This window comes from Pseudomonas sp. MPC6 (assembly GCF_006094435.1).
In the GTDB taxonomy this organism is placed as follows: domain Bacteria; phylum Pseudomonadota; class Gammaproteobacteria; order Pseudomonadales; family Pseudomonadaceae; genus Aquipseudomonas.
In genome coordinates this window covers 2,029,673-2,056,509 of sequence record NZ_CP034783.1, presented here as the reverse complement: position 1 = coordinate 2,056,509, position 26,837 = coordinate 2,029,673, and the positions used below count along the sequence as shown (strand labels likewise).

Below are 26,837 nucleotides of genomic sequence, written 5' to 3'. Positions count from 1 at the left end.
CTGAAAAAAAATCCCGCATCGCTCCAGCCCAGTAATAACGTGGCCTGCAGCCGAGTCAAATTTTTGGAGACAGCGCTGCCTTGTCCGTAACCATCCGTAACACAGGTTGCGTTTGCCACTACATAATCCGTGATTTTTCCTGAAAAACCGGCCGATTTTGTCATTACCACTACATTTGTCCCATTGCGTAATAGACACAGTCTGCAACTGACAGGCGGCACCCGGGACCGTTACAATTACCGACTTTGTCGCAACGCTTGGAGCTCAACCTTCCGTGCCCGTTCTGCGTCTACCGCTTCTCCCTGCCGCGGCAGGTAAACAGCACTGGGGCAACCTGCCCGGTGCCGCCCTGAGCCTGGCCATCGCCGAGGCTGCCAGCGCAGCCAAGCGCTTTACCCTGCTCGTGACCGCCGACAGCCAAAGTGCCGAACGGCTGGAACAGGAGCTGAGTTTCTTCGCCCCGGATTTGCCCGTGCTGCATTTCCCGGACTGGGAAACCCTGCCCTACGACCTGTTCTCGCCGCACCAGGACATCATTTCCCAGCGCATCGCCGCCCTGTACCGGCTGCCGGAGCTGAGTCATGGCGTGCTGGTGGTGCCGATCACCACGGCCCTGCATCGCCTGGCGCCGACCCGATTCCTGCTCGGCAGCAGCCTGGTGCTGGACGTCGGCCAGAAACTCGACGTCGAGCAGATGCGCACCCGGCTCGAAGCCACAGGCTATCGCTACGTCGACACGGTGTACGAGCACGGCGAATTCACCGTGCGCGGCTCGCTGATCGACCTGTTCCCGATGGGCAGCAAACTGCCCTACCGCATCGACCTGTTCGACGACGAAATCGAGAGCCTGCGTACCTTCGATCCGGAAAACCAGCGGTCCATCGACAAGGTGGACACCGTTCGCCTGCTGCCGGCGCGAGAGTTTCCGCTGCAAAAGGATGCGGTCACGCGCTTCAAGGCGCGGTTTCGCGAGCGCTTCGACGTCGACTTCCGGCGCTGCCCGATCTTCCAGGACCTGAGCAGCGGCATCACTCCGGCCGGTATCGAGTACTACCTGCCGCTGTTCTTCGACGAAACCTCGACCCTGTTCGATTACCTGCCCCAGGACACCCAGGTGTTCTCCCTGCCGGGCATCGAGCAGGCCGCGGAAAACTTCTGGAACGACGTGCGCAACCGTTATGAAGAGCGCCGCGTCGATCCGGCGCGGCCTTTATTGCCGCCCGCCGAGCTGTTCCTGCCGGTGGAAGACTGCTTCGCCCGCCTGAAGAACTGGCCGCGGGTGGTCGCCAGTCAACAGGATGTGGAAACCGGCGTCGGCCGCGAGCGCTTCCCCGCTCGCGAACTGCCGAACCTGGCCATCGAAGCCAAGGCCAGCCAACCGCTGGCGGCGCTGGCCAGCTTCCTCGACGAGTTCCCCGGGCGCGTGCTGTTCACCGCCGAGTCCGCCGGCCGTCGCGAAGTCCTGCTGGAATTGCTCGAGCGCCTGAAGCTGCGCCCGAAAACCGTCGACAGCTGGCCGGACTTTGTCGCCAGCAAAGAGCGCCTGGCGATCACCATTGCGCCGCTCGACGAAGGCCTGGTGCTCGACGACCCAGCCCTGGCCCTGGTCGCCGAAAGCCCGCTGTTCGGCCAGCGCGTGATGCAGCGTCGGCGCCGCGAGAAGCGCGCCGACGCCAACAACGATGCGGTGATCAAGAACCTCACCGAGCTGCGCGAAGGCGCGCCGGTGGTGCACATCGACCACGGTGTCGGGCGTTATCTGGGCCTGACCATTCTTGAGATCGACAGCCAGGCCGCCGAATTCCTGACCCTCGAATACGCCGAAAACGCCAAGCTGTACGTGCCGGTGGCCAACCTGCACCTGATCGCACGCTACACCGGCAGCGACGATGCCCTGGCCCCGCTGCACCGCCTCGGCTCCGAGACCTGGCAGAAAGCCAAGCGCAAAGCCGCCGAACAGGTGCGCGACGTCGCCGCCGAACTGCTCGACATCTATGCCCGCCGCGCCGCTCGCGAAGGGTATGCCTTCGAAGACCCGAAAGCCGATTACGCGACCTTCAGCGCCGGCTTCCCCTTCGAAGAAACCCCGGACCAGCAAACCACCATCGACGCGGTGCGCAGCGACATGCTCGCGCCCAAGCCGATGGATCGCCTGGTCTGCGGCGACGTCGGATTCGGCAAGACCGAAGTGGCGATGCGCGCCGCGTTCATCGCGGTGCACGGCGGCCGGCAGGTGGCGATCCTGGTGCCGACCACCCTGCTCGCCCAGCAACACTACAACAGCTTCCGCGACCGCTTTGCCGACTGGCCGGTGACCGTGGAAGTGATGAGCCGCTTCAAGTCGACCAAGGAAGTCAACGCCGCGGTCGCGGACCTGGCCGAAGGCAAGATCGACATCGTCATCGGCACGCACAAGCTGCTGCAGGACGACGTCAAGATCAAAAACCTCGGGTTGGTGATCATCGACGAAGAGCACCGCTTCGGTGTCCGGCAAAAGGAACAGCTCAAGGCCCTGCGCAGTGAAGTCGACATCCTGACCCTGACCGCGACGCCGATCCCGCGCACGCTGAACATGGCGGTGTCGGGCATGCGCGACCTGTCGATCATCGCCACGCCGCCGGCCCGTCGCCTGTCGGTGCGCACCTTCGTCATGGAGCAGAACAAGAGCACGGTCAAGGAGGCCCTGCTGCGTGAGCTGTTGCGTGGCGGCCAGGTCTATTACCTGCACAACGACGTGAAGACCATCGAGAAATGCGCCGCCGACCTCGCCGAACTGGTCCCGGAAGCGCGGATCGGCATCGGCCACGGGCAGATGCGCGAACGCGATCTCGAACAAGTGATGAGCGACTTCTACCACAAGCGCTTCAACGTGCTGATCGCCTCGACCATCATCGAGACCGGCATCGACGTGCCGAGCGCCAACACCATCATCATCGAGCGGGCCGACAAGTTCGGCCTGGCACAGTTGCACCAGCTGCGCGGCCGGGTCGGTCGCAGCCACCACCAGGCGTATGCTTACCTGCTGACGCCGCCGCGCCAGCAGATCACCCCGGACGCGGAAAAGCGCCTGGAAGCGATCGCCAATACCCAAGACCTCGGCGCGGGCTTCGTGCTCGCCACCAACGACCTGGAAATCCGTGGCGCCGGCGAACTGCTCGGCGACGGGCAGAGCGGGCAGATCCAGGCCGTCGGTTTCACCCTGTACATGGAAATGCTCGAGCGCGCGGTGAAATCGATCCGCAAGGGCGAACAACCGAACCTCGATCAGCCGTTGGGCGGCGGTCCGGAAGTCAACCTGCGGGTACCGGCGTTGATTCCCGAAGACTACCTGCCGGACGTGCATGCGCGCCTGATCCTGTACAAGCGCATTGCCTCGGCCGCCGATGAGGAAGGCCTCAAGGACCTGCAAGTGGAGATGATCGACCGTTTCGGCCTGCTGCCGGAGCCGACGAAGAACCTGATGCGCATCACCGCGCTGAAGTTGCAGGCCGAGTTGCTGGGCATCAAGAAAGTCGACGGCGGCCCGCAAGGCGGCCGGATCGAGTTCGCCACGCAAACGCCAGTCGACCCGCTGACGCTGATCAAACTGATCCAGAGCCAGCCCAAACGCTACAAATTCGAAGGCGCGACGATGTTTAAATTCCAGGTGCCGATGGAGCGCCCGGAAGAGCGCTTTAATACTGTAGAGGCGCTGTTCGAGCGCCTCATTCCGAAAACTGCTTGAAGGACGCCGCATGCGCCTGTTCCGCACACTGACCTTGTTGATGGCTTTGGTCGTCCCTACGTTGATGACTCTGGTCATCCCGACGGCATTTGCCGATGATCTGTATCAGGTCGAAATGATCCTGGTGCGGCAAAACGCCGTGCCTGCCATTGTCAGCAAAGCCGCGCCGGAAGACTGGGCGGCCGGCGCCCAGCGCATCGACCCCGACAGCTTCCGCACGCCGAGCCTCAATCCCGAAGTGGAGAAGCTCACCGCCAGCAACGACTACACGGTATTGCTGCACAAGGCGTGGCAGCAGAACCTCGGCGAAGAGGCCAGCAAAGTCGCGATCAGCGACGGCGCGGAACAATTCGGCCAGTTCCCGATCGAGGGCACGCTGAGCCTGAAACTGGGGCGTTTTACCGACGTCGACGCGGATTTCTGGGTCAACCAGATCGATGCCAACGGCATGGTCACTGCCAGCGAACGCATGAAACAGGAAAGCCACACCAAGAACGGCCAGCTGAACTTCCTCGACAACGGCCACCTCGGCCTGCTGATCAAGATCACTTCGCTGACCGCCCCTGCGCCTCGGCCAGTCCCCGATGAAATTCCGGACTGATTGAAGTCCTTATGTCCCCGACCCTGAGCAAACCCCTGGCACCTTCCTGGGTCAGCCGATTCAAGGAACAGAGCCTGGAGCGTGGCCGCCGCTACGCCCTGGAAAATCGCGTCAGGATCGTCGAGGCCGGCGACGCCACCATCATCGCCGCCTGCGAAGGCTCTGGCGCTAACGTTTACCGTCAGACGATTCGCCTGCGCGAGTCGGCCAAAGGCACGCTGCTGATGATCGACGCCCACTGCACGTGCCCGGTCCACAGCAACTGCAAACATTGCGCGGCGGTGTTGCTGCAAGTGCAGGAAACCCTCAACTACCCCGCCGCGGCCAAAGACGCCGAGCTGCTGGAAAAACTCCAGGCGGTGCTGGACAACCGCAACCCGAAAGCGCCCCAAGTGCTGGTGGACAATGTGCAACCGGTGCCGCGGCTGTGGCTGGCGAGCGTCGAGTTCAGCGCCTTCGAACCGCGCAACGGCAAGATGCAACGCTACATCCAGCATCGCGCCGCCCTGTCGTTCAGCTACCTGGATGAATACGTCAGCGGGCAGAAGAACGCCGACGTGCTGATTCGCCAGGAAACCCAGACACTGCGGATAAAACGTCATCCGGAAATCGAACAATCCTACCGGGAACAGTTGCGAATCCTCGGCTTCAAGGTCGCCACCCGGCAAAGCAAGGCCTTGCCGGAAAGCGCCGGCGAGCTGTTCGAGATGGTCAACGACAGCGCCTGGCTGACCTTCACCCTCAATGAACTGCCGAAGCTGCGCACCCAGGGCTGGGAGTTGCAGATCGACGAGGACTTCGGTTTCGACCTGACGGCGGTGGACGACTGGTACGCCACGGTCGAACAGGCCCCTGAACGTGACTGGTTCGACCTGGAACTGGGGATCATCGTCAACGGTGAGCGCCTGAGCCTGCTGCCGATCCTGTTGAACCTGATGCGCTCCCACACCGAGATCCTCAACCCGGAGCGCCTGGCCCGGCGGCGCGACGACGAGCTGATCCTGGTGAACATCCCCCACCGTCCCAATTCCGAACACGGGCCCTTGCAAGTCGCCCTGCCCTTCGGCCGCTTGAAACCGGTACTGGCGACCCTCGGCGAGTTCTATCTGCAAGAGCCCGGCGAGACCACCCTGCGCCTGAGCAAGGCCGACGCCACGCGCCTGAATCCGCTGGAAGACCTGCCGCTGCTGTGGGAAGGCGGCGAACAGATCCGCACCTTTGCCCAGCGCCTGCGGGACATCAAGGATCACACCGCCACCGCCCCCGAAGGCCTGAACGCCACCTTGCGTCCGTATCAGCTGGAAGGCCTGAGCTGGATGCAGTCGTTGCGCCAACTGGAAGTCGGCGGGATTCTCGCGGACGACATGGGACTGGGTAAAACCCTGCAGACCCTGGCGCACATTCTCAGCGAGAAAAACGCCGGGCGCCTCGATCGGCCGTGCATGGTGGTGATGCCCACCAGCCTGATCCCCAACTGGCTCGATGAAGCGGCGCACTTCACCCCGCAACTCAAGGTGCTGGCGCTGTACGGCGCCAGTCGCAAAAAGCATTTCGACCAGTTGGCCGATTACGACCTGATCCTCACCACCTATGCGCTGCTGCCCAAGGACGTCGAACGGCTGGCGGCGCAGCCGTTGCACGTATTGGTGCTGGATGAGGCGCAGTACATCAAGAACCCCAACAGCAAGGCGGCCCAGGCCGCGCGCGAGCTGAATGCGCGCCAGCGCCTGTGCCTGAGTGGCACGCCACTGGAGAATCACCTGGGCGAGCTGTGGTCACTGTTTCACTTCCTGTTGCCCGGCTGGCTTGGCGATATAAAAAGCTTCAACCGCGATTACCGCGTGCCGATTGAAAAGCGCGGCAGTGAAGTACGCCTGCAACACCTCAACGGTCGGATCAAACCCTTCCTGTTGCGCAGGACCAAGGAGCAGGTGGCCACCGAGTTGCCGCCGAAAACCGAGATCATCCACTGGGTCGAACTCAACGAAGCCCAGCGCGACGTGTACGAAACCATGCGCCTGGCGATGGACAAGAAAGTCCGCGACGAAATCACCCGCAAGGGCGTGGCGCGCAGCCAGATCATCATTCTCGAGGCGCTGCTCAAGCTGCGCCAGGTCTGCTGCGATTTGCGCCTGGTCAACGAAGCCACCCTGCCCGCGCGCGGCAGCACCTCGGGCAAGCTCGACAGCCTGATGGAAATGCTCGAGGAGTTGTTCGAGGAAGGACGGCGGGTGTTGCTGTTTTCGCAGTTCACCTCAATGCTGGCGCTGATCGAGGCCGAGCTGACCAAACGCGGTGTCGCCTATGCCCTGCTGACCGGCCAGACCCGCGACCGGCGTACGCCGGTGAAGGACTTCCAGAGCGGCAAGCGGCAGATCTTTCTGATCAGCCTGAAGGCCGGCGGCGTTGGCTTGAACCTGACCGAAGCGGACACCGTGATCCACTACGATCCATGGTGGAACCCGGCGACCGAAAACCAGGCGACCGACCGCGCGTATCGCATTGGCCAGGAGAAACCGGTATTCGTCTACAAGCTGATTGCCCGGGGCACGGTGGAAGAGAAGATCCAGCACCTGCAGAAAGAAAAATCCGACCTCGCCGCCGGCGTGCTGGACGGGCGCAAGGCCGGGGACTGGAAGTTGCAGAGTGATGATATCGAAGCGTTGTTTGCGCCGTTGCCGGAGAAGCTGGAGAAGCGCTGAGATCGGCGGCGCCTGGTAGGCCCCATCGCGAGCAAGCTCGCGATGGGGCCATTACTGAAGAAAAACGCTATCAGGACTTGAGATTGGGCAGCGGTGCAAACAATGCCTCAATATCACTCTGCTCAAGCTTCAACCCACCCGTCGCCCCACCTTCAAGCACCGCTTCGGCCAGAACGGCTTTCTCCTGCTGCAACGCCTGTATCTTTTCTTCCACCGTACCCCTAGCAATCAGCTTGTAGACGAACACGGGGTTGTTTTGCCCGATCCTGTAGGCGCGGTCGGTCGCCTGGTTCTCGACCGCCGGGTTCCACCACGGATCGAAATGGATCACCGTGTCCGCCGCCGTGAGGTTCAGCCCGGTGCCACCGGCCTTCAGACTGATGAGAAACAACGGCACTTTACCGCTCTGGAAATCCTTGACCGGTGTGCGTCGATCCGTCGTTTCACCGGTCAGCAACGAGTAACCCAGGCCACGCTGCAGCAACTCTTCCTCAATCAAAGCCAGCATCGACGTGAACTGCGAAAACAGCAAAATCTTGCGGCCTTCGCTGAGCAGCTCTTCCAGCATCTCCATCAGGCTGACCAGTTTGCCGCTGCCCGAACGCAGGGATTTGGCGGTGAGCGGCGTCTTGATCAACCGCAGATCGCAGCACACCTGACGCAGCTTGAGCAGCGCATCGAGGATGATGATCTGACTGCGCCCAACGCCACTGCGGGCAATTTCGTCGCGGACCTTCTTGTCCATCGCAACCCGCACGGTTTCATACACATCCCGCTGCCCGTCGCTGAGATCAACCCAATGCACAATCTCGGTTTTCGACGGCAGTTCGGTCGCCACCTGGTCTTTCTTGCGACGTAGCAAGAAGGGTTTTATCCGAGCGCTCAGGTGGCGCATCCGCTCGGTGTCGCCATGCTTTTCGATCGGCGTGCGGTAGTCGCGGTTGAAGGTTTTGCTGTCGCCCAGCCACCCGGGCAACAGAAAGTGGAATTGCGACCACAACTCGCCGAGGTGGTTTTCCAGCGGGGTGCCGGACAGACACAATCGCTGGCGAGCCTGTAGATCACGGGCGGCTTGAGCTGCTTTGCTGAGCGGATTCTTGATGTTCTGCGCTTCGTCGAGAATCAGCACGCTCCAGACTTGCGGCTGCAAAATCTCCAGGTCCCGAGGCAGCAACGCGTAGGTGGTCAGCACCAGGTCGTATTCAGCAAGGCTGGCAAAGTCTTTTTGCCGTGCAGCGCCATGCAGCGCCAGCACCTTGAGCTGCGGAGTAAAGCGCAGGGATTCGTCGAGCCAGTTGGGGATCAGGCTGGTAGGCATCACGGCCAGTGCCGGATGATCGAGCCGGCCGGCCTGTTTTTCCGTCAGCAGGTGAGCCAGGGTTTGCAGGGTTTTACCCAGGCCCATGTCGTCGCCGAGGATGCCGCCCACTTCCAGTTCGCGAAGGGTTTGCATCCAGTTCAACCCTTCCAGCTGATACGGTCGCAGGGTCGCTTTCAACCCTTCGGGCGCCGGGACGTGAGCATGGTTCGACTCACGCAGGCGCTTGGCAAAACCGCGCAGGCGCTCACCGCCCTGCCACACCAGTGGTACGCCTTCCAGCGCGCTCAGGCGCGCGGCATCCGGCAAACTCAGACGCAAGGAATCACCCACATGGTCACCCAGGTACAACGCGCCCAAGGTGGCCATCAGCGGTTTGATCCGACCATAGGGCAGCGCGACTTTGCCCTGGGGCTTGGCACCGAAACGCCCGTCGCCAAGTCCGATCAGCAACAGTTCATCATCGTTGCGTTGGGCCAAGCTTGCGGGGTCCATCAACTGTGGCTGGCTGCGCAACAAATGCAGGAGGATGGGTAACAGACTGTGACGCTCGCCGTTGACGACGATACCCAGTTGCAGATCGAACCACTGGTGCCCCGACTCTTCCTCCACCTCTGCATACCACTCCTCTACAGGCTGCACGCTGAAGTGAAAGTTTTCGCTGATATCGATCAGCCAGTTTTGCTGCCGCAGCGCCGGGACCCCGTCCTGCGCAAAGGCCAGCCAGGTCGCATCATCCGCCAGGGTGAACATTTCGCCGGGGCGGTCCAGACTGCTTTTGCGCGTAGCCTTTTTGAAACCGTGTTTTTGCAGGGCCTGGCGCAGGGCTTTTTCGGCGACCGGGTTGCGCTGGATACGCTGGGTTTCAGTCCCTGAAAGGATCAACACCTCCGGGCTCCTGTCCGACACTGGATGCCCGTTGTAGGTGAACGCCAACGCGGCGCGGTGCTCGGGTTCATGCTGCCAGCGGACGTAACGCTTGCCGCTGGCGAGCACCAGATGAGCCTGAGGGAAAACGCCCTCGATGACCCGTTCCGTCAACGTATGCGGCGGCGGCGCAACTTGAGTCGCCGCTCTCATCCGATGGCTGAACTGCATGGCCTGGCGAGCCGGGATCTCCGGGGCCAACGACAGGTGACACGCCAGTTTTTCATCCATCTCGCTGAACAGTGGCCCGATTTGCAGCCGCTCGCGATCCAGATAGTACAAGGGCTCCAAGGCCAGGATCGTTTCCACTGGCGCTTCGTCGCTGCCCCATTGCGGGCGGAAACTGCCGTTGGCTTGTTCGGCCCAGACAAATTGACCTGCTCTGCGCATACCAGGCGTCAAGGGTTGCGACTGTTGGAGATCGAGGAAAAGACGCGAGGTCCGCAACAGCATCTCAATAAGCTCGGCGCCGCTGCTGCCTTCCAATAGATAGCCGGCGTAATACGCGTGATGGGAGTGAACGGCGACTAACAGCCTGGCGATTCGAAGGTCGAGTTCCGTCAGGTAACCGGGTTGACGTATCAGCGTGTCCGACAGCGAGTACATCGACTTGATATCTTGCAACACGCCACTCTTGAGTTGGCGGGCCTTGAAGATTTCAAGCGTCCATCTACCGGCAGTGGGTGTAGCCCTGAGTGTGTAAAACAGGCGCGTACTTGTCCCCTGTGCCGGCTCATCGGCGGGATTGCTTGTAGAAGGAATACCGTCGATCCAGCGCTCCAGCTCACGATTCAAGTGAACAGAAGCAGGACTGTCAGTCGCCGCGACAGGAAGGTCCTGCAAGTGATAGATAACGGTTGCGCAGTGTTTGCAATCGACCACTACAGGGCATGAGCAGAAGCAATCCAGCTCAAAATCGCCATTGGCGTCTTCGACCAGTTCGATCTGCTGTTCGTAGACGTTACCTTGGGAACCCCTGCAGGTTGCACGAACCAACACATCATCAAGTTCGAGAATTTTTACCCGACGTTCATGGGCATATCTGCGCGCCTTATCCAGAGCGCGATGACTGAATGCTTCCGCCCATGGCAGCTGTTGAATTTGCTCAATAATTGCAGACATACACTCGATGCTTTTGAAGATGAATTAGCGACGGTGGCGCACAACTTAGCCTTTCAGCACCCGCGCCAGCGTCGAATTAACCTTCCCCATCCCATCCCGCAACGCCTGTTCGATCCCGGCCGCGGTAATCACCGCCGTCGACTTGCCCGCCGCCAGGTTCACCACCAGCGCCAGGCAGGCGTAATCCAGCTCCAGCTCACGGGCCAAGGCCGCTTCCGGCATGCCGGTCATGCCGACGATGTCGCAGCCGTCGCGCTCCAGTCTCTCGATCTCGGCGGCGGTTTCCAGCCGTGGCCCCTGGGTACAGGCGTACACACCCTGACTGGCAAACCCGACGTTCTCCGCCACCAGTGCCGCGATCAGCTGCTGGCGCAGGTCTTCGCTATAGGGAGCGCTGAAATCGATATGGGTGACCTGTTCAAGATTATCGGCGAAATAGGTGTGTTCGCGACCGCTGGTGTAGTCGATCAACTGATGCGGTACGCACAAAAACCCGGGGGTCATCATGGGGTGAATCCCGCCCACGGCATTGACCGCGAGAATCGCCTCGGCGCCGGCCTGCTTCAGCGCCCAGAGGTTGGCGCGGTAGTTCACCCGATGCGGCGGCAAACGGTGCGGATGACCGTGGCGCGCGAGGAACAGCACGTCCTTGCCGGCGTACTCACCGATCTGCACCTCGGCCGACGGCGCACCGTAAGGCGTGTCCACTGCCAGTGACTGGCGAATGTCCAAGCCATCGAGCCGGGTCAGGCCACTGCCACCGATAATCGCGTAAACCGTCATGGGGAACGTCCTCAATCAATCAGTTGAGCTTCTTTGAGCGCGCCGACAGCGGCCAGCCAGCGCGGGTCCTGACGATATTCAGTGTTGGCCCAGGCCTGGCCGCGCATCCGCGCAATGCGTGGCGACGGTTTGACTTTCAAGCGCTGGGCGGCGCTCAGCGCGAGTTCGGCGGCGGCGCGGTCGTTGCACACCAGGCCCATGTCGCAACCGGCCGTCAGCGCCGCTTCGATACGACTGGCGGCATCGCCGACCACATGGGCACCCGCCATCGACAGGTCGTCGCTGAAGATCACCCCGTCGAATTGCAACTCGCCACGCAGGATGTCCTGCAACCAGCGGCGGGAGAAACCGGCGGGCTGGGCATCGACCTGTGGATAAATGACGTGGGCCGGCATGACGGCGGCCAGTTGCTTGCTCAAGCGGGCGAACGGCACTAGGTCATTGGCGCGGATCTCATCGAGGCTGCGCTCATCGGTGGGGATGGCCACATGGGAATCGGCCTCGGCCCAGCCGTGACCGGGGAAGTGCTTGCCGGTGGCCGCCATGCCGGCGCTGTTCATGCCGCGGATGAAGGCACCGGCCAGCAAGGCCGCACGCTCCGGGTCGCCTTCGAACGAACGCGTGCCGACCACGGCGCTGCGCTGGTGATCCAGATCCAGCACCGGGGCGAAGCTCAGGTCGAGGCCGACCGCCAGCACTTCGGTGGCCATGATCCAGCCGCACTGCTCGGCCAGGAACTCGGCATTCGGGTTGTCGGCAACGGCCCGCATGGCCGGCAGCCGGATGAAGCCCTGGCGCAGGCGTTGCACCCGCCCGCCCTCCTGGTCCACGGCCAGCAGCAGGTCGGGACGAACGGCGCGGATCGCCGCACTCAATTCACGCACCTGGCGCGGGTGTTCGATGTTGCGCGCAAAAATGATCAGGCCACCCACTTCGGGTTGACGCAACAATTGGCGATCTTCGGCCGTCAGCCAGGTACCGGCGACGTCCACCATCAACGAGCCTTGCAGGCCAGCAGTCATAGAGATTCCTTGATAACGATAAACCCGGCTCGCACGCATTGGTCACCCCGGGTGATAGCCCGGTTGGCGCAAACAATGGGGTGCAGGTTCGAAACGAGAGTCGGCATGGGCGCCCAGCTTAGCGGATGTCCGCTGCCGCGCCCACCCGTGCGGGGTCAAACCTTGGCGGCAAAGGGTGTCGATTTGCTACGCGGACGCAGCTGCGCGGTGGCCATGGCCGTGTCGGTCACGCCGGTTTCGGCGCGCATGCCGGCCGCCAGGAACGGCACCATCAGCCGCATGACCTGCTCGATGGAGGTGTTGACGCCGAAGTCGGTCTCGGCAATGGCGCGCAAGGCCTTGATCCCCGACATGCTGAACGCCGCGGCACCGAGCATGAAGTGCACGCGCCAGAACAGTTCGATCGGTGGAATCCGCGGGGCGGCCTCGTTGACCAGCGTCATGTAGCGGCGGAACACCTTGCCGTACATATCTTCCAGGTAACGCCGCAAATGGCCCTGGCTCTGACTGAAGGCCAGGCCCAGCAAGCGCATGAAGATCGACAGGTCGTTGCCGCTGCGTGGCTGCACCACCAGGGCTTGTTCGACGAGGATTTCCAGCAGTTCTTCGAGGGTCGGCTTGTTTTCAGGCTTGGCCTGGCGCCGCTCCAGCTCTTTGTCGAGGCTGATGCAGAACGGGCCGAGAAAGCGCGAGAAGACCGCCTGGATCAGCGCCTTCTTCGAGCCGAAGTGATAATTCACCGCCGCCAGATTGACCCCGGCCTTGCTGGTGATCAGACGCAACGAGGTTTCGGCGAAACCTTTTTCCGCGAACAATTGCTCGGCAGCATCGAGAATGCGTTCAACGGTTTCCGACTGGGCCATGGCTACTCCGCCTGACAAACACTTGTTTGAAACATACGTTTCAGTCCCAGCCTTGTCAAGTCTGGCGGTTCGTTTCGGGAACCGTCGGTCAGCTATTTAACCATACATCGGCAACGCTTTAATCAGCGGCTTGATCGACCGTCTGGCGGCGGGCAAAAAAACGGGCATTGCCAAGACCGTTCCACTGTATATAATCCCAGTCACTGTATAAAAAGACAGAGCGATCAATATGCTAAAGCTGACGCCACGCCAAGCAGAGATTCTGGCCTTCATCAAACGCTGCCTAGATGACAACGGCTACCCGCCGACCCGCGCGGAAATCGCTCAGGAACTGGGTTTCAAGTCGCCCAACGCGGCGGAAGAACACCTCAAGGCACTGGCCCGCAAGGGCGCCATCGAGATGACCCCGGGGGCCTCCCGCGGCATTCGCATCCCCGGTTTCGAAGCCAAGGCCGACGAATCCACCCTGCCGATCATCGGCCGCGTGGCGGCCGGTGCGCCGATCCTCGCCCAGCAGCACATCGAAGAATCCTGCAACATCAACCCGACCTTCTTCCATCCTCGCGCCGACTATCTGCTGCGGGTCCATGGCATGAGCATGAAGGACGTGGGCATTTTCGACGGCGACCTGCTGGCCGTCCATACCACCCGTGAAGCCCGCAACGGCCAGATCGTGGTCGCGCGGATCGGCGACGAGGTGACCGTCAAGCGCTTCAAGCGCGATGGCAGCAAAGTCTGGCTGCTGGCCGAAAACCCTGAATTCGCCCCAATCGAAGTGAACCTGAAAGATCAGGAACTGGTGATCGAAGGCTTGAGTGTCGGCGTCATTCGCCGCTAAAAGGAGGCTTTATGCAGTTCCCACATACACCACAGCAAGCCCAGTTGCCGTTGTTCGAGGCGTTCATGGTGCAGCCGTTGGCGCCGACCCTGAAAGAGGTGGTCGAGTCGCCTTGGAGTGCCGAACCGGACGTGTTCAGCGAGCTGTCGCTACGTGGTGCGGCCGGGAACTGCCTGAACCTTCTGGCACCGATCCTCCGGGAATTGAGCGAAGACCAGGACGCCCGCTGGCTGACCCTGATCGCCCCGCCCGCCAGCCTCACCCAGGCCTGGCTGCGCGATGCCGGCCTGAATCGCGAACGCATCCTGCTGCTGCAGCCGCGCGGCACCCAGAGCGCCCAGCAACTGACCTGCGAAGCCCTGCGCCTGGGTCGCAGCCATACGGTGGTCAGCTGGCTCAACCCGCTGAGCTCAGCCTCACGGCAACAGTTGATCAGCGCCGCCCGGACCGGGGACGCGCAGAGCCTGAATATTCGACTGGGTTAACGGGTAAACACTGGGGTTGACGGGCAAAGGGAATGCGCTGAGCAGCGCGGGGCTTCTCCGAGGTTGAGAAGCCGATCTGTAAAGATGTCCGCAATAAAACGACAGACGGGGATCAATGAAGAATCCGCGACCCCTGATCCGGTTCAAATTCACCTTCAACCAGGCGTCCGGCCATTTGAACGCCGACGCTCAACATCGCCTTGGCGACTTCCACGTGCTGGCCTTGCAGGAACGCCTTGGCATCCTCGGAGAAATCCAAAGTAACCAGAGAACCCTCGTCCTCGGCCCTGCGCAGCTCGATTCGGCCGTCTGGTAACTCGACAATTTCTAGAAAGGACGTTGGCATAAGGATGAGTTCTCCAAGAAAGGCGGGGATTATATAGGCATCTTCCCGGCTTCGCTCGGGATCTTGACCAGATGTCATCACTCAGGGAAATTTCCTACAACACACTTCCCTGAGCGAAACAGCGGCCAGGCACTCAGTTTTTCAGCACTCGTTCAACCCTTCGCGAAACCGGATCGCCAGGCCCTTGAGGTTCTGACGCCAGCTTTCCAGCTCTTCCCGACTCAATTCCTGAGGCGCCTCTTCTTCATCCAGGTTAACGGCCAGGATCAGTGGCTGGGTTACATCGCCTTTCGGTTTGTGCGGGGCCCGCGGCGGCTGAAACAGCGCCGCATGGGCGGCCAGCAGCCTGGCCAGCCAGGTTTGCGGGTTCTGCGCCAGTTCGACCATCTCGGCCATTTCAGGAATGGCGATGGCTTCCAGCACTTCCCGGGTCAGCAGCATCTCCGCCCGCGGCGCATTGGCCTGGGGCAAGCGATAGAAGCCGGCGATTTCATGACACAACCCGAGCAACGCGCCGTACAGGTGAAACAACGCCGATTCGCGACCGGCCTGAATCAGCGCCAGCGAGTTCATCGCCCGCCCCTCTTCGGCCTTGGCGAGCGCTTCCAGCGACAGGCCGGCGAAATAAATCTTCTGGTTGGTACGGGTATAGAGTTCGTGGGCCATGACGGCAGCCTCCACAACGAAATAATTGCTTCACGCAGGTCAGACAGTGTCGTGGATCACCTGCGCCTCCCGCAAGCACAAAACAAAAAGGCCGCATGAACACCCGAAGGTGGTCATGCGGCCTTTTGTGGCAACGGCGCGCGCTCCGTAGGAGCGAGCTTGCTCGCGAAGAACCCGAGGGCGGCGCGCTCATCCAGACAGCGCGCGTTATCGTTGACGTCCTTCGCCGGCAAGCCGGCGCCTACAGGGACCCCGTGTTCAATCAGACAGCATATTTCACGCCTTGGCGACTTTTGCCGGGCGCTTGTCTTCTACTGTCCACTTGCCGCCGTCGTAGAATGCCTTCCAGCCAGTCGGCTTGCCGTCGACTTCAGTCTGCACGTACTGCTCCTTGGTCTTGCGGCTGTAACGGATCACAGTGGGCAGGCCGTCCGGGTCTTTCTTCGGTGCTTCGCACAGGAAGTGGTACTTCGGATCGATCTCGTCCTTGTGCGGCACGATCTCCATCACCAGCGGCGCACGGGTCTCGCGGTTTTTCGGGAACTGGCTGGCGGCCAGGAACAGCCCGGAAGCACCGTCGCGCAGGATGTAGGTGTCGTTGACCTTTTCGCATTTCAGCTCAGGCATCTTCACCGGGTCCATCTTCGGCGGCGCCGCGTCACCGCTTTTCAGCAGTTTGCGGGTGTTCTTGCAGGTCGCGTTGGTGCAGCCGAAGAACTTGCCGAAACGGCCGGTCTTGAGCTGCATCTCGCTGCCGCACTTGTCGCATTCCAGGCTCGGACCTTCGTAGCCCTTGATGCGATAACTGCCCTCTTCGATTTCGTAGCCGTCGCAATCCGGGTTGTTGCCGCAGATGTGCAACTTGCGCTTCTCGTCCAGCAGGTAAGCGTCCATCGCCGTGCTGCAGATCGGGCAACGGTGCTTGCCACGCAACACCAACGACTCCGACTCACCCTCGTCGTCCGCGGCGATTTCATCGCCCGGCACCAGGTTGACGGTGGCCTTGCAGCGTTCTTTCGGCGGCAGGCTGTAGCCCGAGCAACCGAGGAACACGCCGGTCGACGCCGTACGAATCTGCATCGGACGACCGCACACCACGCACGGAATGTCCGTCATCACCGGCTGGTTGGCGCGCATCCCGCCTTCGGCGCTTTCGGCTACTTCGAGCTTCTTCTTGAAGTCGCCGTAGAACTCGTCGAGCACGTTTTTCCAGTCGCGTTCGCCCTGGGCCACGTCATCGAGGTTCTCTTCCATGCCGGCGGTGAAGCCGTAGTCCATGAGATTGGAGAAGCTCTCGGCCAGGCGCTCGGTGACGATGTCGCCCATCTTTTCCGAATAGAAACGACGATTGTGCAGCGCCACGTAACCGCGATCCTGGATGGTCGAAATGATCGCCGCGTAGGTCGAAGGACGACCGATGCCGCGTTTTTCCATTTCTTTGACCAGGCTCGCTTCCGAGTAACGCGCCGGCGGCTTGGTGAAGTGCTGGGTCGGATCAAGCTTGATCAGCTTCATCGCGTCGCCCTGGGCCATGTCCGGCAGCACGTCGTCATCGCCTGGCTTGGCGATCTGCGGCATCACGCGGGTGTAACCGTCGAACTTGAGGATGCGGCCCTTGGCGCGCAGCTCGAAATCGCCGGCACCGACGGTGACCGTGGTCGACAGGTATTGCGCCGGCAGCATCTGGCAGGCGAGGAACTGGCGCCAGATCAGCTCGTAGAGCCGCTCAGCGTCACGCTCCATGCCTGTCAGCTTGCTTGGCTCGGTATTGGCGTCGGAGGGACGAATTGCTTCGTGAGCCTCTTGTGCGCCTTCCTTGCTGCTGTAGACGTTGGGGTTTTCCGGCAGGTACTTCTTGCCGAACTCGTCTTCAATATAAGTGCGCGCCATCGTCACGGCATCGGCCGAAAGGTTGGTGGAGTCGGTACGCATGTACGTGATGTAGCCCGCTTCGTACAAACGCTGGGCCATCATCATGGTCTTCTTCACCCCGAAGCCCAGGCGGTTGCTCGCGGCCTGCTGCAGGGTGGAGGTGATGAACGGCGCCGACGGCTTGCTGCTGGTCGGCTTGTCTTCGCGCTTGACGATGCTGTAGCTGGAAGACTTGAGCTTCTCCAGCGCGGCCATGGCCTGGGCTTCGTTGAGCGGCTTGAAGGCCTCGCCTTTCTCGCGAGCCACGTCGAAGCGCACGGTGGCGCCCTTGGCGGTGCCGAGGTCGGCGTGCACTTCCCAGTACTCTTCCGGGTTGAACGCACGGATTTCACGCTCACGCTCGACCACCAGCTTCACGGCAACCGATTGCACGCGACCGGCGGACAGGCCGCGGGCGACCTTGGCCCACAGCAGCGGCGAAACCATGTAACCGACCACGCGGTCGAGGAAACGACGCGCCTGCTGGGCGTTGACCCGGTCGATGTCCAGCTCGCCCGGCTTGGAGAAGGCTTCCTGAATCGCTTTCTTGGTGATTTCGTTGAACACCACGCGCTTGTAGCGGGTGTCGTCGCCACCGATGGCTTCGCGCAGGTGCCAGGCAATGGCTTCCCCCTCGCGATCCAAGTCGGTTGCGAGATAGATGGTGTCAGCATCCTTGGCGAGCCGGCGCAGCTCTTCGATGACTTTCTCTTTGCCCGGGAGGATCTCGTACTTGGCTTTCCAGCCATGATCGGGATCGACGCCCATGCGCGAGACCAGCTGCTTGCGCGCTTTCTCTTTCGGCGTAAGTACCGGACCTTCACCCGCGGCGGCCTTGCCGCGCTTGGCGGCAGGCTCTTTGCTGGCGCTAGCCGAACCGCTGGTGGGCAGGTCTCGGATATGGCCGATACTCGACTTCACCACGTATTGGTTACCCAGATACTTGTTGATGGTCTTGGCCTTAGCCGGGGATTCCACAATGACCAGCGATTTGCCCATGGATCAGAAAATTCCTGAATTCTAGAAGTGAAAGGCGGTTGGCGCCTGACGCGGCACCGCTATATATAGTGGCTACAAGGTGAGGTCAAGCGCAGGGTTCAGCGCGCACTCAGCTTATGGCTTGGAAAAAAGGCTCGGTTCGGCTTGCACCAAAGCAAAGCGCGGCACCTGTTCGCCGTCAACCTCGACCGACTCCAGGAACATGCTCAAGGGACGCACCCAAAAGCCGTAATCGCCATACAGGGCTTGGTAGAAGACCACTTCCTCTTCGGTTTCCGAATGCCGCGCGATGCTGAATACGCGGTACTGCGGACCTTTGTAATGCTCGTACAGACCAGGTTGTATCGGCATGGTTTGGCCCTCGCTCAAATCTTTTCAAAATAAAAACAAAAAAAAATAATTCAGAAAAACAAAAACCGGGGCACTTGGCCCCGGCTTCCTTCAACGAAAACGCTTAAACGCGTTCGAAGACGGTGGAGATGCCTTGGCCGAGACCAATGCACATGGTAGCTACCCCGAAGGTGCCGCCATTCTGCTTCATCACGTTCAACAGGGTGCCGGAGATACGCGCACCGGAGCAACCGAACGGATGACCCAGGGCGATCGCGCCGCCGTGCAGGTTAACCTTCTCGTTCATCTTGTCGAGCACTTTCAAATCTTTCAGCACCGGCAAGGCCTGTGCGGCGAACGCTTCGTTGAGCTCGAAGAAGTCGATATCGCTGATGCCAAGGCCCGCACGCTTCAGTGCTTTTTGCGTCGCCGGTACTGGACCATAGCCCATGATCGCCGGGTCCACACCAGCCACCGCCATCGAGCGGATAACCGCCAGCGGCTGGATGCCCAGGTCCTGGGCACGCTGCGCCGACATCACGATCATGCACGAAGCACCGTCGGTGATCTGCGACGAAGTACCCGCTGTCACGGTGCCGCCCTTCGGGTTAAACGCTGGCTTCAAAGCCGCCAGGCTTTCCAGGGTGGTTTCCGGACGAATGGTTTCGTCGTAGTCGAACAGTTTCAGGAAACCGTTCTCGTCATAGCCCTGCATCGGGATGATTTCGTCCTTGAACTTGCCTTCCAGGGTCGCCTTGTGGGCGAGCTGGTGGGAGCGCAAGCCAAAAGCGTCCTGTTGTTCGCGAGTGATGCCGTGCATCTTGCCGAGCATTTCCGCGGTCAGGCCCATCATGCCCGAGGCTTTCGCCGCGTACAGCGACATGTGCGGGTTCGGATCGACACCGTGCATCATGCTCACGTGGCCCATGTGCTCGACGCCGCCCACCACGAACACGTCACCGTTGCCGGTCATGATCGCTTGCGCGGCAGTGTGCAAGGCACTCATCGACGAGCCACACAGGCGGCTGACGGTCTGGCCGGCAGCGGTGTGCGGGATCTGCGTCATCAGGGACGCCATGCGGGCGATGTTCCAGCCCTGCTCCAGGGTCTGGTTCACACAGCCCCAGATCACGTCTTCGACTTCGTTCGGGTCGACCTTGACGTTGCGTTCCAGCAGTTTGCTGATCAGGTGCGCCGACATGTCTTCGGCGCGGGTGTTGCGGTGCATGCCGCCCTTGGAGCGGCCCATCGGCGTACGACCGAAGTCGACAATCACGACGTCTCTAGGATTCAAGCTCATAAAATTTCACTCTCGCTCAAGTGTTTGGACGCTTAACCGAAGAACCGTTGGCCGGTTTTGGCCATTTCACGCAGTTTTGCGGTCGGGTGGTACAGCGCGCCCAAATCAGCGTACTGGTCAGCCAGGGCAACGAACTCGGCCACACCGATCGAATCGATGTAGCGCAGCGCACCGCCGCGGAATGGAGGGAAACCAATACCGTAGACCAGGCCCATGTCGGCTTCGGCGGCGGTTTCGACGATGCCGTCTTCCAGGCAACGCACGGTCTCCAGGCACAGCGGGATCATCATCCAGTTGAGGATGTCGTCGTCGGTGACTTCACGCTGTTCGAACACGATCGGCTTGAGCACTTCCAGCACCGACGGGTCGGCGACTTTCTTCTGCTTGCCGTTCTTGTCGGTCTCGTAGGCGTAGAAGCCCTTGCCGTTCTTCTGGCCCAGGCGCTTGGCTTCATAGAGCACGTCGACGGCCGAGCGGCGGTCGTCTTTCATGCGGTCCGGGAAACCTTCAGCCATCACGTCGCGACCGTGGTGGCCGGTGTCGATGCCGACCACGTCCATCAGGTACGCCGGGCCCATCGGCCAGCCGAATTTTTCCATGACCTTGTCGATGCGCACGAAGTCCACACCGGCGCTGACCAGCTTGGCGAAACCGCCGAAGTACGGGAACAGCACGCGGTTGACCAAAAAGCCCGGGCAGTCGTTGACGACGATCGGGTTCTTGCCCATTTTCTTGGCGTAGGCCACGGTGGTGGCAATCGCCAGCTCGCTGGACTTCTCGCCACGGATCACTTCCACCAGCGGCATCATGTGCACCGGGTTGAAGAAGTGCATGCCGACGAAGTTTTCCGGACGCTTGAGGGCCTTGGCCAGCAAGGTGATGGAAATGGTCGAGGTGTTGGACGCGAGGATGGTGTCCTCCTTGACCTGGCCTTCCACTTCAGCCAGCACGGCTTGCTTGACCTTGGGGTTCTCGACGACGGCTTCAACGACCAGGTCGACGTGACCGAAGTCACCGTAGGACAGGGTCGGACGAATGCCGTTGAGCACTTCAGCCATCTTCGCCGCGGTCATGCGACCTTTATCAACGCGGCTCACCAGCAGCTTGGCGGCTTCCGCCAGGCCTTGCTCGATGCCGTGCTCGTTGATGTCTTTCATCAGGATCGGCGTGCCTTTGGACGCCGACTGATAAGCGATACCGCCACCCATGATGCCAGCGCCCAATACCGCAGCCTGCTTCACGTCCTTGGCGATTTCGTCGTAGGCCTTGGCCTTTTTCTTCAATTCCTGATCGTTCAGGAACAGACCGATCAAGCACTGCGCAGCAGAGGTCTTGGCCAGTTTGACGAAACCGGCGGCTTCGACTTCCAGCGCCTTGTCACGACCGAAGTTCGCGGCTTTCTGGATGGTCTTGATCGCTTCGACCGGTGCCGGGTAGTTCGGGCCGGCCTGGCCTGCGACGAAACCTTTGGCGGTTTCGAACGACATCATCTGTTCGATGGCGTTGAGCTTGAGCTTTTCCAGCTTCGGCTGACGCTTGGCCTTGTAGTCAAACTCGCCGGAGATGGCGCCCTTGATCAGGTTGAGTGCGGCGTCCAGGAGTTTCTCCGGGGCGACCACAGCGTCGACGGCGCCGACTTTCAGCGCGTCTTCAGCGCGGTTTTCCTTGCCGGCGGCAATCCACTCGATGGCGTTGTCGGCACCGATGATGCGCGGCAGGCGCACGGTACCGCCGAAGCCTGGGTAGATGCCCAGCTTGACTTCCGGCAGGCCGATCTTGGCGGTGTTGGCCATGACGCGGTAGTCCGCCGCCAGGCACATTTCCAGACCGCCGCCCAGGGCGATGCCGTTGATCGCGGCGACAGTCGGGACGTTCAGGTCTTCGAAATCGCTGAAGATCCTGTTGGCTTCGAGGTTGCCTGCCACAAGCTCTGCATCGGGCAGCTTGAAGTTCTCGACAAATTCGGTGATGTCGGCGCCAACGATGAACACGTCCTTGCCACTGCTGACGATCACACCCTTGATCGAATTATCTGCCTTGATGGTGTCTACGGCCTGACGCAGTTCGTTCAGGGTTAGACGGTTGAACTTGTTGACGGACTCACCCTTGAGGTCGAATTTCAATTCGACGATGCCACTTTCAAGAGCCTTAACCGTGATGGCTTTACCTTCGTAAATCATCAACTGATCTCCACGATATGGAAGCTGAACAGTACACGTCGGACGCAGGCAAATGGCTCGGCAGGGACGATTATCGTCAATGCTACGCCCATCCACCCGGCACACCCGCCAACGCGATAGTCGGGATTCTGTAGGAGCGATCTGTAATACAAACGCTCAATTCATACGCCCGTTTGATTTGGGTACGCCACCTTCACGGAATTTCCGACAATTGTCAATCGCCCAAAATACTGGTTGAAGCGCGACTTTACGGTCACTTCCGTACCACGAAGACCTGCAACACGCGGATGCATGTGCGGCCATTCATAGGATCAATTGTTAGAAAAGTCGCCCTAAATCGTGGCAGCCTGGGTTTAACAGGCTACGCTGGCGGGGGAGATGAGATATTTTTCAACGCGTTGGGTGAATACCCGCCGCAAGATCTATGTGACAAAGAATTTCCGGCCTGCCTGGCCAACTTCCGCCCGATGATGATATCGGGCTTTTTATTGCCTTATAAAACCCGCAGGCCACGCCCTTCCCTGTAGGAGCGAGCTTGCTCGCGAACAACCTGAGAGCACCGCGCGGTGTCAGACTTCCCGCGTTTTCGTTGACGACCATCGCGAGCAAGCTCGCTCCTACAGGGGGCGGGCAGGGGATCGGGGGTCAGGCCAGGGCCTTGAGGGTGGCGTCGATGTGCTGCAACACGTCGGCTTCGCCCTTCTCGCCCCAGTACAAGGTGATCATCTGTTTGTCCGCCTCGACCTTGTACACATTGGCCGGCAATTTTTCGAAATGATTGAGCAGCAGAGGATCCTCACACACCTCCTGCCACTGATTCACCCACAACCCCGGGGATTTCTGCCAATAGCTCCAGCACGCTGGCCGATTGCCACGCCGTGGCCTATGGTATTGCGCGCACGGGCTCGGCGGCTCCGGGCTGAGCCAGTGCGGCCAGTCCTGCGGCGCCAGTTGCATGGCCAGGCCGATGCGTCGCGCCTCCATGCGCAGGGCCATGCGCCCGCTCTGTCCACGGGACGGCCGCAACCATGCCAGCGGGCTCAGGACCACTAACAGGATTGACACCACTATCCAGACCGTCATATCAGTACTCCCGTTTTTTTAAATGAGCGCGCCGGGTCACTTTGAAACCAATGCGCTTGAAACCAGCCATACTTACCCTTATTGCAATCCTCAGGAGGAGCACCTCATGCCCTACAACCACATCCTGGTCGCTGTAGACCTGACCGAAGAGTGCGACCCTGTCATCCACCGCGCTCGCGAGCTGTCGGTGAGCAACGGCTGCAAGCTCTCCCTGGTGCACATCGTCGAGCCGATGGCCATGGCCTTTGGCGGTGACGTACCGATGGACCTGTCACAACTGCAACAGCAGCAGTTCGATCAGGCCCGGGAGCGTCTGGACCGGCTCATCATCAAGTATCCGGAGCTGTCCAAGGAATACAGCCACCTGACCTACGGCCAGCCCCGCCAGGAGATCCACCACCTGGCCAAGGAGCAAGGGTGCGACCTGATCGTGGTCGGCAGCCATGGCCGCCACGGTCTGGCGCTACTGCTGGGCTCCACCGCCAATGACGTACTGCACGGCGCGCCGTGCGACGTGCTTGCGGTGCGCCTGCAAAACAAAAGCTGACAACACACCCCCCCTGTAGGAGCCGGCTTGCTGGCGAATGCCACACCGCGGTGTATCAGGTACACCGCCATCCTGTAGGAGCAAGCTTGCTCGCGAATGCCGCACCGCGTTGTGTCAGATACACCGCCTTCGCTGGCAAGCCAGCTCCTACAGGGGCGAATGCTGCACCGCGGTGTATCAGGTACACCGCCATCCCTGTAGGAGCAAGCTTGCTCGCGAATGCTGCACCGCGTTGTGTCAGGTACGCCGCCTTCGCTGGCAAGCCAGCTCCTACAGGGGCGAATGCTGCACCGCGTTGTGTCAGGTACGCCGCCATCCCTGTAGGAGCAAGCTTGCTCGCGAACGCCGCACCGCGTTGTGTCAGATACACCGCCATCCCTGTAGGAGCAAGCTTGCTCGCGAATGCTGCACCGCGTTGTGTCAGATACACCGCCATCCCTGTAGGAGCAAGCTTGCTCGCGAATGCCGCACCGCGTTGTGTCAGATACACCGCCATCCCTGTAGGAGCAAGCTTGCTCGCGAATGCTGCACCGCGTTGTGTCAGATACACCGCCATCCCTGTAGGAGCAAGCTTGCTCGCGAACGCCGCACCGCGTTGTGTCAGGTACGCCGCCTTCGCTGGCAAGCCAGCTCCTACAGGGGCGAATGCCGCACCGCGTTGTGTCAGGTACACCGCCATCCCTGTAGGAGCAAGCTTGCTCGCGAATGCTGCACCGCGTTGTGTCAGATACACCGCCATCCCTGTAGGAGCAAGCTTGCTCGCGAATGCTGCACCGCGATGTGTCAGGTACGCCGCCTTCGCTGGCAAGCCAGCTCCTACAGGGGCGAATGCTGCACCGCGTTGTGTCAGGTACGCCGCCTTCGCTGGCAAGCCAGCTCCTACAGGGGGGCATATTTCTACAGGTAGACCGGGTTGCATACGAAAAGCCCGGCGTTCATCACTGAACGCCGGGCTTTTTTATAGCAGGATCAATCAGGCATCCAGCTCGGCCCAGCGCTCGACCATGACGTCGAGTTCAGCATGCAACTGCTCCAGCTGGGCAATCACCGCTGCGGTTTCAGCCGCCGGACGCTGGTAAAAACCGGCATCCGCCATCTGCGCTTCAACGGCAGCGATCTGCTGTTCCATGGCTTCGATCTGGCCCGGCAAGGCTTCCAGCTCGCGCTGGACTTTGTAGCTGAGCTTTTTCTTCGCCATTGGCGCTTCTGCCGCCGCCACAGGCGCCGGCTCAGCCGTGACCACCGCAGAGGTCAGGTCGGCCTTGCCGGATTTGCTCTCGGTCACGCCCAGCAGGCGCGGCGAGCCGCCCTGGCGCAGCCAGTCCTGGTAACCACCGACGTATTCGCGAACCTTGCCTTCACCTTCGAAGACCAGGGTGCTGGTGACCACGTTGTCGAGGAATGCCCGGTCGTGACTGACCATCAGCACGGTGCCGTTGAAGGTCAGCAAGACCTCTTCCAGCAGCTCGAGGGTTTCGACGTCGAGGTCGTTGGTCGGTTCGTCGAGCACCAGCAGGTTCGCCGGCTTGCTGAACAGTTTCGCCAGCAACAGACGGGCACGCTCACCGCCGGACAGCGCCTTGACCGGCGTGCGGGCACGCTGCGGGCTGAACAGGAAGTCGCCGAGGTAGCTCAGCACGTGACGGCTCTGGCCATCGATATCGATGAAGTCGCGACCTTCGGCCACGTTGTCGATCACGGTCTTTTCCAGGTCCAGCTGATGGCGCAACTGGTCGAAGTAGGCCACGTCGATGCGCGTCCCCTCCTCCACGGTGCCGCTGGTTGGCTGCAGGCCGCTGAGCATCAGTTTCAACAGGGTGGTCTTGCCGGTACCGTTGGCGCCGAGCAGACCGATACGGTCGCCGCGCGTCAGGACCATCGAGAAATCCTTGATCAGGAACGGGCCGCCCGGGTGAGCGAAGCTCACGTTATCGAGGACCATCACCTGCTTGCCGGACTTGTCGGCGGTGTCCAGCTGAATGTTGGCCTTGCCGGTGCGCTCACGACGCTCGCTGCGCTCGTTGCGCAGGGCTTTCAGGGCGCGTACGCGGCCTTCGTTGCGGGTACGGCGCGCCTTGATGCCCTGGCGGATCCAGACTTCTTCCTGGGCCAGTTTCTTGTCGAACAGCGCATTGGCGGTGTCTTCAGCGGCCAGCGAGGCTTCTTTGTGCACGAGGAAGCTGGCGTAGTCGCCGTTCCAGTCGATCAGGCCGCCGCGATCCAGTTCGAGGATGCGCGTTGCCAGGTTCTGCAGGAAGGAACGGTCGTGCGTGATGAACAGCACGGCGCCCTGGAAATCCTTCAACGCCTCTTCGAGCCAGGCGATGGCACCGATGTCCAGGTGGTTGGTCGGTTCGTCGAGCAGCAACAGGTCCGGTTCGGAGACCAGGGCCTGGGCCAGCAGGACGCGGCGACGCCAGCCGCCGGACAATTCGGCGAGGGTCTTGTCGGCCGGCAACTGCAGGCGGCTCAGGGTGCTGTCGACCAGTTGCTGCAAACGCCAGCCGTCACGGGCTTCGAGGTCGTGCTGGACGTGCATCAGCTTGTCCAGGTCGGCGTCAGTGACGATGTTCTGGCTCAGGTGGTGATACTGCGCGAGCAGCTCGCCGACACCGTCCAGGCCTTCGGCCACCACGTCGAACACGGTCCGCTCGTCGGCTACCGGCAATTCTTGCGGCAATTCGCCAATCTTGAGGCCGGGTGCGCGCCAAACGGAGCCCTCGTCAGGCTTCTGGTCGCCCTTGACGAGCTTCATCATGCTGGACTTGCCAGTGCCGTTACGGCCGATGATGCACACCCGCTCACCACGGGCGATCTGCCAGGACACCTTGTCCAACAACGGCATAGCGCCGAAAGCAAGGGACACATCGCTGAATTTGAGCAGGGTCATGAGCTTCTCCAAAAACCGGGGGCGCATTCTACCTGACTTGAGGCTGCAGAAGGCCGGCAATTTAACCTGGGCCCCACTCTGCAGGACAAATGTTGCGAGTTGATGCTGCAACGCCGGCAAAGCTTTCGCCCGTTGCTGGCAAAAGGCTAAGCTACAGTTAATTCAGCGCGAGCCTCGCTTGCGCTTGTCATGATTTCTCT

General features: G+C 61.1%; 18 protein-coding genes and 1 pseudogene. 6 read left to right on the top strand and 13 right to left on the bottom strand.

The window, feature by feature from the left end:
* The first annotated feature begins 274 nt into the window (after positions 1–274).
* Genes mfd through ELQ88_RS11635 form a run of 3 tightly spaced genes read left to right on the top strand, consistent with a single transcriptional unit; the run spans position 275 to position 7,027 of the window.
* On the top strand, positions 275–3,724 hold the full coding sequence (gene mfd / locus ELQ88_RS11645) for a transcription-repair coupling factor (protein ID WP_138965156.1): 3,450 nt from the start codon (positions 275–277) through the stop codon (positions 3,722–3,724).
* 10 nt (positions 3,725–3,734) lie between these two features.
* Entirely contained in the window at positions 3,735–4,325 is a 591-nt protein-coding gene (locus ELQ88_RS11640; RefSeq protein WP_128870856.1) for a CsiV family protein, read from the top strand.
* A gap of 11 nt (positions 4,326–4,336) precedes the next feature.
* The gene (locus ELQ88_RS11635) at positions 4,337–7,027 is read left to right on the top strand and encodes a DEAD/DEAH box helicase (RefSeq protein WP_128870857.1); all 2,691 of its coding nucleotides are present in this window, start codon (positions 4,337–4,339) and stop codon (positions 7,025–7,027) included.
* A 70-nt stretch (positions 7,028–7,097) separates the two neighbouring features.
* Here the strand turns inward: ELQ88_RS11635 and ELQ88_RS11630 are convergent, their stop codons facing one another.
* From ELQ88_RS11630 to ELQ88_RS11615, 4 genes are all read right to left on the bottom strand, one after another.
* On the bottom strand, positions 7,098–10,394 hold the full coding sequence (locus ELQ88_RS11630) for a DEAD/DEAH box helicase (RefSeq protein WP_138965154.1): 3,297 nt from the start codon (positions 10,392–10,394) through the stop codon (positions 7,098–7,100).
* Positions 10,395–10,439: 45 nt separating this feature from the next.
* Complete coding sequence (locus ELQ88_RS11625) at positions 10,440–11,177, bottom strand: S-methyl-5'-thioinosine phosphorylase (protein WP_138965152.1); 738 nt, start codon at positions 11,175–11,177, stop codon at positions 10,440–10,442.
* Positions 11,178–11,188: 11 nt separating this feature from the next.
* The gene (gene nagZ, locus ELQ88_RS11620) at positions 11,189–12,199 is read right to left on the bottom strand and encodes a beta-N-acetylhexosaminidase (RefSeq protein WP_138965150.1); all 1,011 of its coding nucleotides are present in this window, start codon (positions 12,197–12,199) and stop codon (positions 11,189–11,191) included.
* Between the two features lie 155 nt (positions 12,200–12,354).
* Positions 12,355–13,062, bottom strand: coding sequence for a TetR/AcrR family transcriptional regulator (locus ELQ88_RS11615; protein ID WP_128870861.1), 708 nt, complete (start codon positions 13,060–13,062; stop codon positions 12,355–12,357).
* A 229-nt stretch (positions 13,063–13,291) separates the two neighbouring features.
* On the opposite strand from ELQ88_RS11615, the gene lexA reads away from it, so the two are divergent.
* Positions 13,292–13,900, top strand: coding sequence for a transcriptional repressor LexA (lexA, locus tag ELQ88_RS11610; RefSeq protein ID WP_128870862.1), 609 nt, complete (start codon positions 13,292–13,294; stop codon positions 13,898–13,900).
* A gap of 11 nt (positions 13,901–13,911) precedes the next feature.
* Positions 13,912–14,385: an SOS-induced cell division inhibitor SulA gene (gene sulA / locus ELQ88_RS11605; protein ID WP_138965148.1), complete on the top strand. Its 474-nt coding sequence runs from the start codon at positions 13,912–13,914 to the stop codon at positions 14,383–14,385.
* A gap of 112 nt (positions 14,386–14,497) precedes the next feature.
* On the opposite strand, the gene ELQ88_RS11600 is transcribed toward sulA, so the two are convergent.
* The 8 genes and pseudogenes from ELQ88_RS11600 to ELQ88_RS11565 all read right to left on the bottom strand — a co-directional run bounded on the left by ELQ88_RS11600 (position 14,498) and on the right by ELQ88_RS11565 (position 23,200).
* Positions 14,498–14,731: a hypothetical protein gene (locus ELQ88_RS11600; protein ID WP_128870876.1), complete on the bottom strand. Its 234-nt coding sequence runs from the start codon at positions 14,729–14,731 to the stop codon at positions 14,498–14,500.
* 141 nt (positions 14,732–14,872) lie between these two features.
* Positions 14,873–15,397 (bottom strand): DUF6586 family protein, encoded by a 525-nt coding sequence (locus tag ELQ88_RS11595; protein WP_128870864.1) that lies wholly within the window; start codon positions 15,395–15,397, stop codon positions 14,873–14,875.
* 276 nt (positions 15,398–15,673) lie between these two features.
* Positions 15,674–18,307: a type I DNA topoisomerase gene (gene topA, locus ELQ88_RS11590; RefSeq protein ID WP_128870865.1), complete on the bottom strand. Its 2,634-nt coding sequence runs from the start codon at positions 18,305–18,307 to the stop codon at positions 15,674–15,676.
* Between the two features lie 114 nt (positions 18,308–18,421).
* Positions 18,422–18,658: a DUF1653 domain-containing protein gene (locus ELQ88_RS11585; protein WP_128870866.1), complete on the bottom strand. Its 237-nt coding sequence runs from the start codon at positions 18,656–18,658 to the stop codon at positions 18,422–18,424.
* 103 nt (positions 18,659–18,761) lie between these two features.
* Positions 18,762–19,937 carry an acetyl-CoA C-acyltransferase FadA gene (gene fadA / locus ELQ88_RS11580; RefSeq protein ID WP_138965146.1) on the bottom strand — a complete coding sequence of 392 codons (1,176 nt, stop codon included), beginning with the start codon at positions 19,935–19,937 and terminating at the stop codon, positions 18,762–18,764.
* A 32-nt stretch (positions 19,938–19,969) separates the two neighbouring features.
* Positions 19,970–22,117 (bottom strand): fatty acid oxidation complex subunit alpha FadB, encoded by a 2,148-nt coding sequence (gene fadB / locus ELQ88_RS11575; protein WP_128870868.1) that lies wholly within the window; start codon positions 22,115–22,117, stop codon positions 19,970–19,972.
* A 522-nt stretch (positions 22,118–22,639) separates the two neighbouring features.
* A pseudogene (locus tag ELQ88_RS34595) lies at positions 22,640–22,717 on the bottom strand (outer membrane lipoprotein carrier protein LolA); the annotation flags it as partial.
* Between the two features lie 45 nt (positions 22,718–22,762).
* Positions 22,763–23,200: a hypothetical protein gene (locus ELQ88_RS11565; protein WP_138965144.1), complete on the bottom strand. Its 438-nt coding sequence runs from the start codon at positions 23,198–23,200 to the stop codon at positions 22,763–22,765.
* A 106-nt stretch (positions 23,201–23,306) separates the two neighbouring features.
* On the opposite strand from ELQ88_RS11565, the gene ELQ88_RS11560 reads away from it, so the two are divergent.
* Positions 23,307–23,747 (top strand): universal stress protein, encoded by a 441-nt coding sequence (locus tag ELQ88_RS11560; RefSeq protein WP_128870870.1) that lies wholly within the window; start codon positions 23,307–23,309, stop codon positions 23,745–23,747.
* 973 nt (positions 23,748–24,720) lie between these two features.
* Here the strand turns inward: ELQ88_RS11560 and ELQ88_RS11550 are convergent.
* Positions 24,721–26,637 (bottom strand): ATP-binding cassette domain-containing protein, encoded by a 1,917-nt coding sequence (locus tag ELQ88_RS11550; protein ID WP_138965142.1) that lies wholly within the window; start codon positions 26,635–26,637, stop codon positions 24,721–24,723.
* Positions 26,638–26,837: the final 200 nt, after the last annotated feature.

Coding starts and splice junctions, on each gene's coding strand:
- ELQ88_RS11595 (WP_128870864.1), bottom strand. CDS start 15,397: ATGGCCCACGAACTCTATACCCGTACCAACCAGAAGATTTATTTCGCC.
- lexA (WP_128870862.1), top strand. CDS start 13,292: ATGCTAAAGCTGACGCCACGCCAAGCAGAGATTCTGGCCTTCATCAAA.
- ELQ88_RS11625 (WP_138965152.1), bottom strand. CDS start 11,177: ATGACGGTTTACGCGATTATCGGTGGCAGTGGCCTGACCCGGCTCGAT.
- ELQ88_RS11630 (WP_138965154.1), bottom strand. CDS start 10,394: ATGTCTGCAATTATTGAGCAAATTCAACAGCTGCCATGGGCGGAAGCA.
- ELQ88_RS11560 (WP_128870870.1), top strand. CDS start 23,307: ATGCCCTACAACCACATCCTGGTCGCTGTAGACCTGACCGAAGAGTGC.
- ELQ88_RS11640 (WP_128870856.1), top strand. CDS start 3,735: ATGCGCCTGTTCCGCACACTGACCTTGTTGATGGCTTTGGTCGTCCCT.
- ELQ88_RS11615 (WP_128870861.1), bottom strand. CDS start 13,062: ATGGCCCAGTCGGAAACCGTTGAACGCATTCTCGATGCTGCCGAGCAA.
- ELQ88_RS11550 (WP_138965142.1), bottom strand. CDS start 26,637: ATGACCCTGCTCAAATTCAGCGATGTGTCCCTTGCTTTCGGCGCTATG.
- topA (WP_128870865.1), bottom strand. CDS start 18,307: ATGGGCAAATCGCTGGTCATTGTGGAATCCCCGGCTAAGGCCAAGACC.
- ELQ88_RS11565 (WP_138965144.1), bottom strand. CDS start 23,200: ATGACGGTCTGGATAGTGGTGTCAATCCTGTTAGTGGTCCTGAGCCCG.
- ELQ88_RS11600 (WP_128870876.1), bottom strand. CDS start 14,731: ATGCCAACGTCCTTTCTAGAAATTGTCGAGTTACCAGACGGCCGAATC.
- ELQ88_RS11585 (WP_128870866.1), bottom strand. CDS start 18,658: ATGCCGATACAACCTGGTCTGTACGAGCATTACAAAGGTCCGCAGTAC.
- nagZ (WP_138965150.1), bottom strand. CDS start 12,199: ATGACTGCTGGCCTGCAAGGCTCGTTGATGGTGGACGTCGCCGGTACC.
- ELQ88_RS11635 (WP_128870857.1), top strand. CDS start 4,337: ATGTCCCCGACCCTGAGCAAACCCCTGGCACCTTCCTGGGTCAGCCGA.
- fadA (WP_138965146.1), bottom strand. CDS start 19,937: ATGAGCTTGAATCCTAGAGACGTCGTGATTGTCGACTTCGGTCGTACG.
- sulA (WP_138965148.1), top strand. CDS start 13,912: ATGCAGTTCCCACATACACCACAGCAAGCCCAGTTGCCGTTGTTCGAG.
- fadB (WP_128870868.1), bottom strand. CDS start 22,117: ATGATTTACGAAGGTAAAGCCATCACGGTTAAGGCTCTTGAAAGTGGC.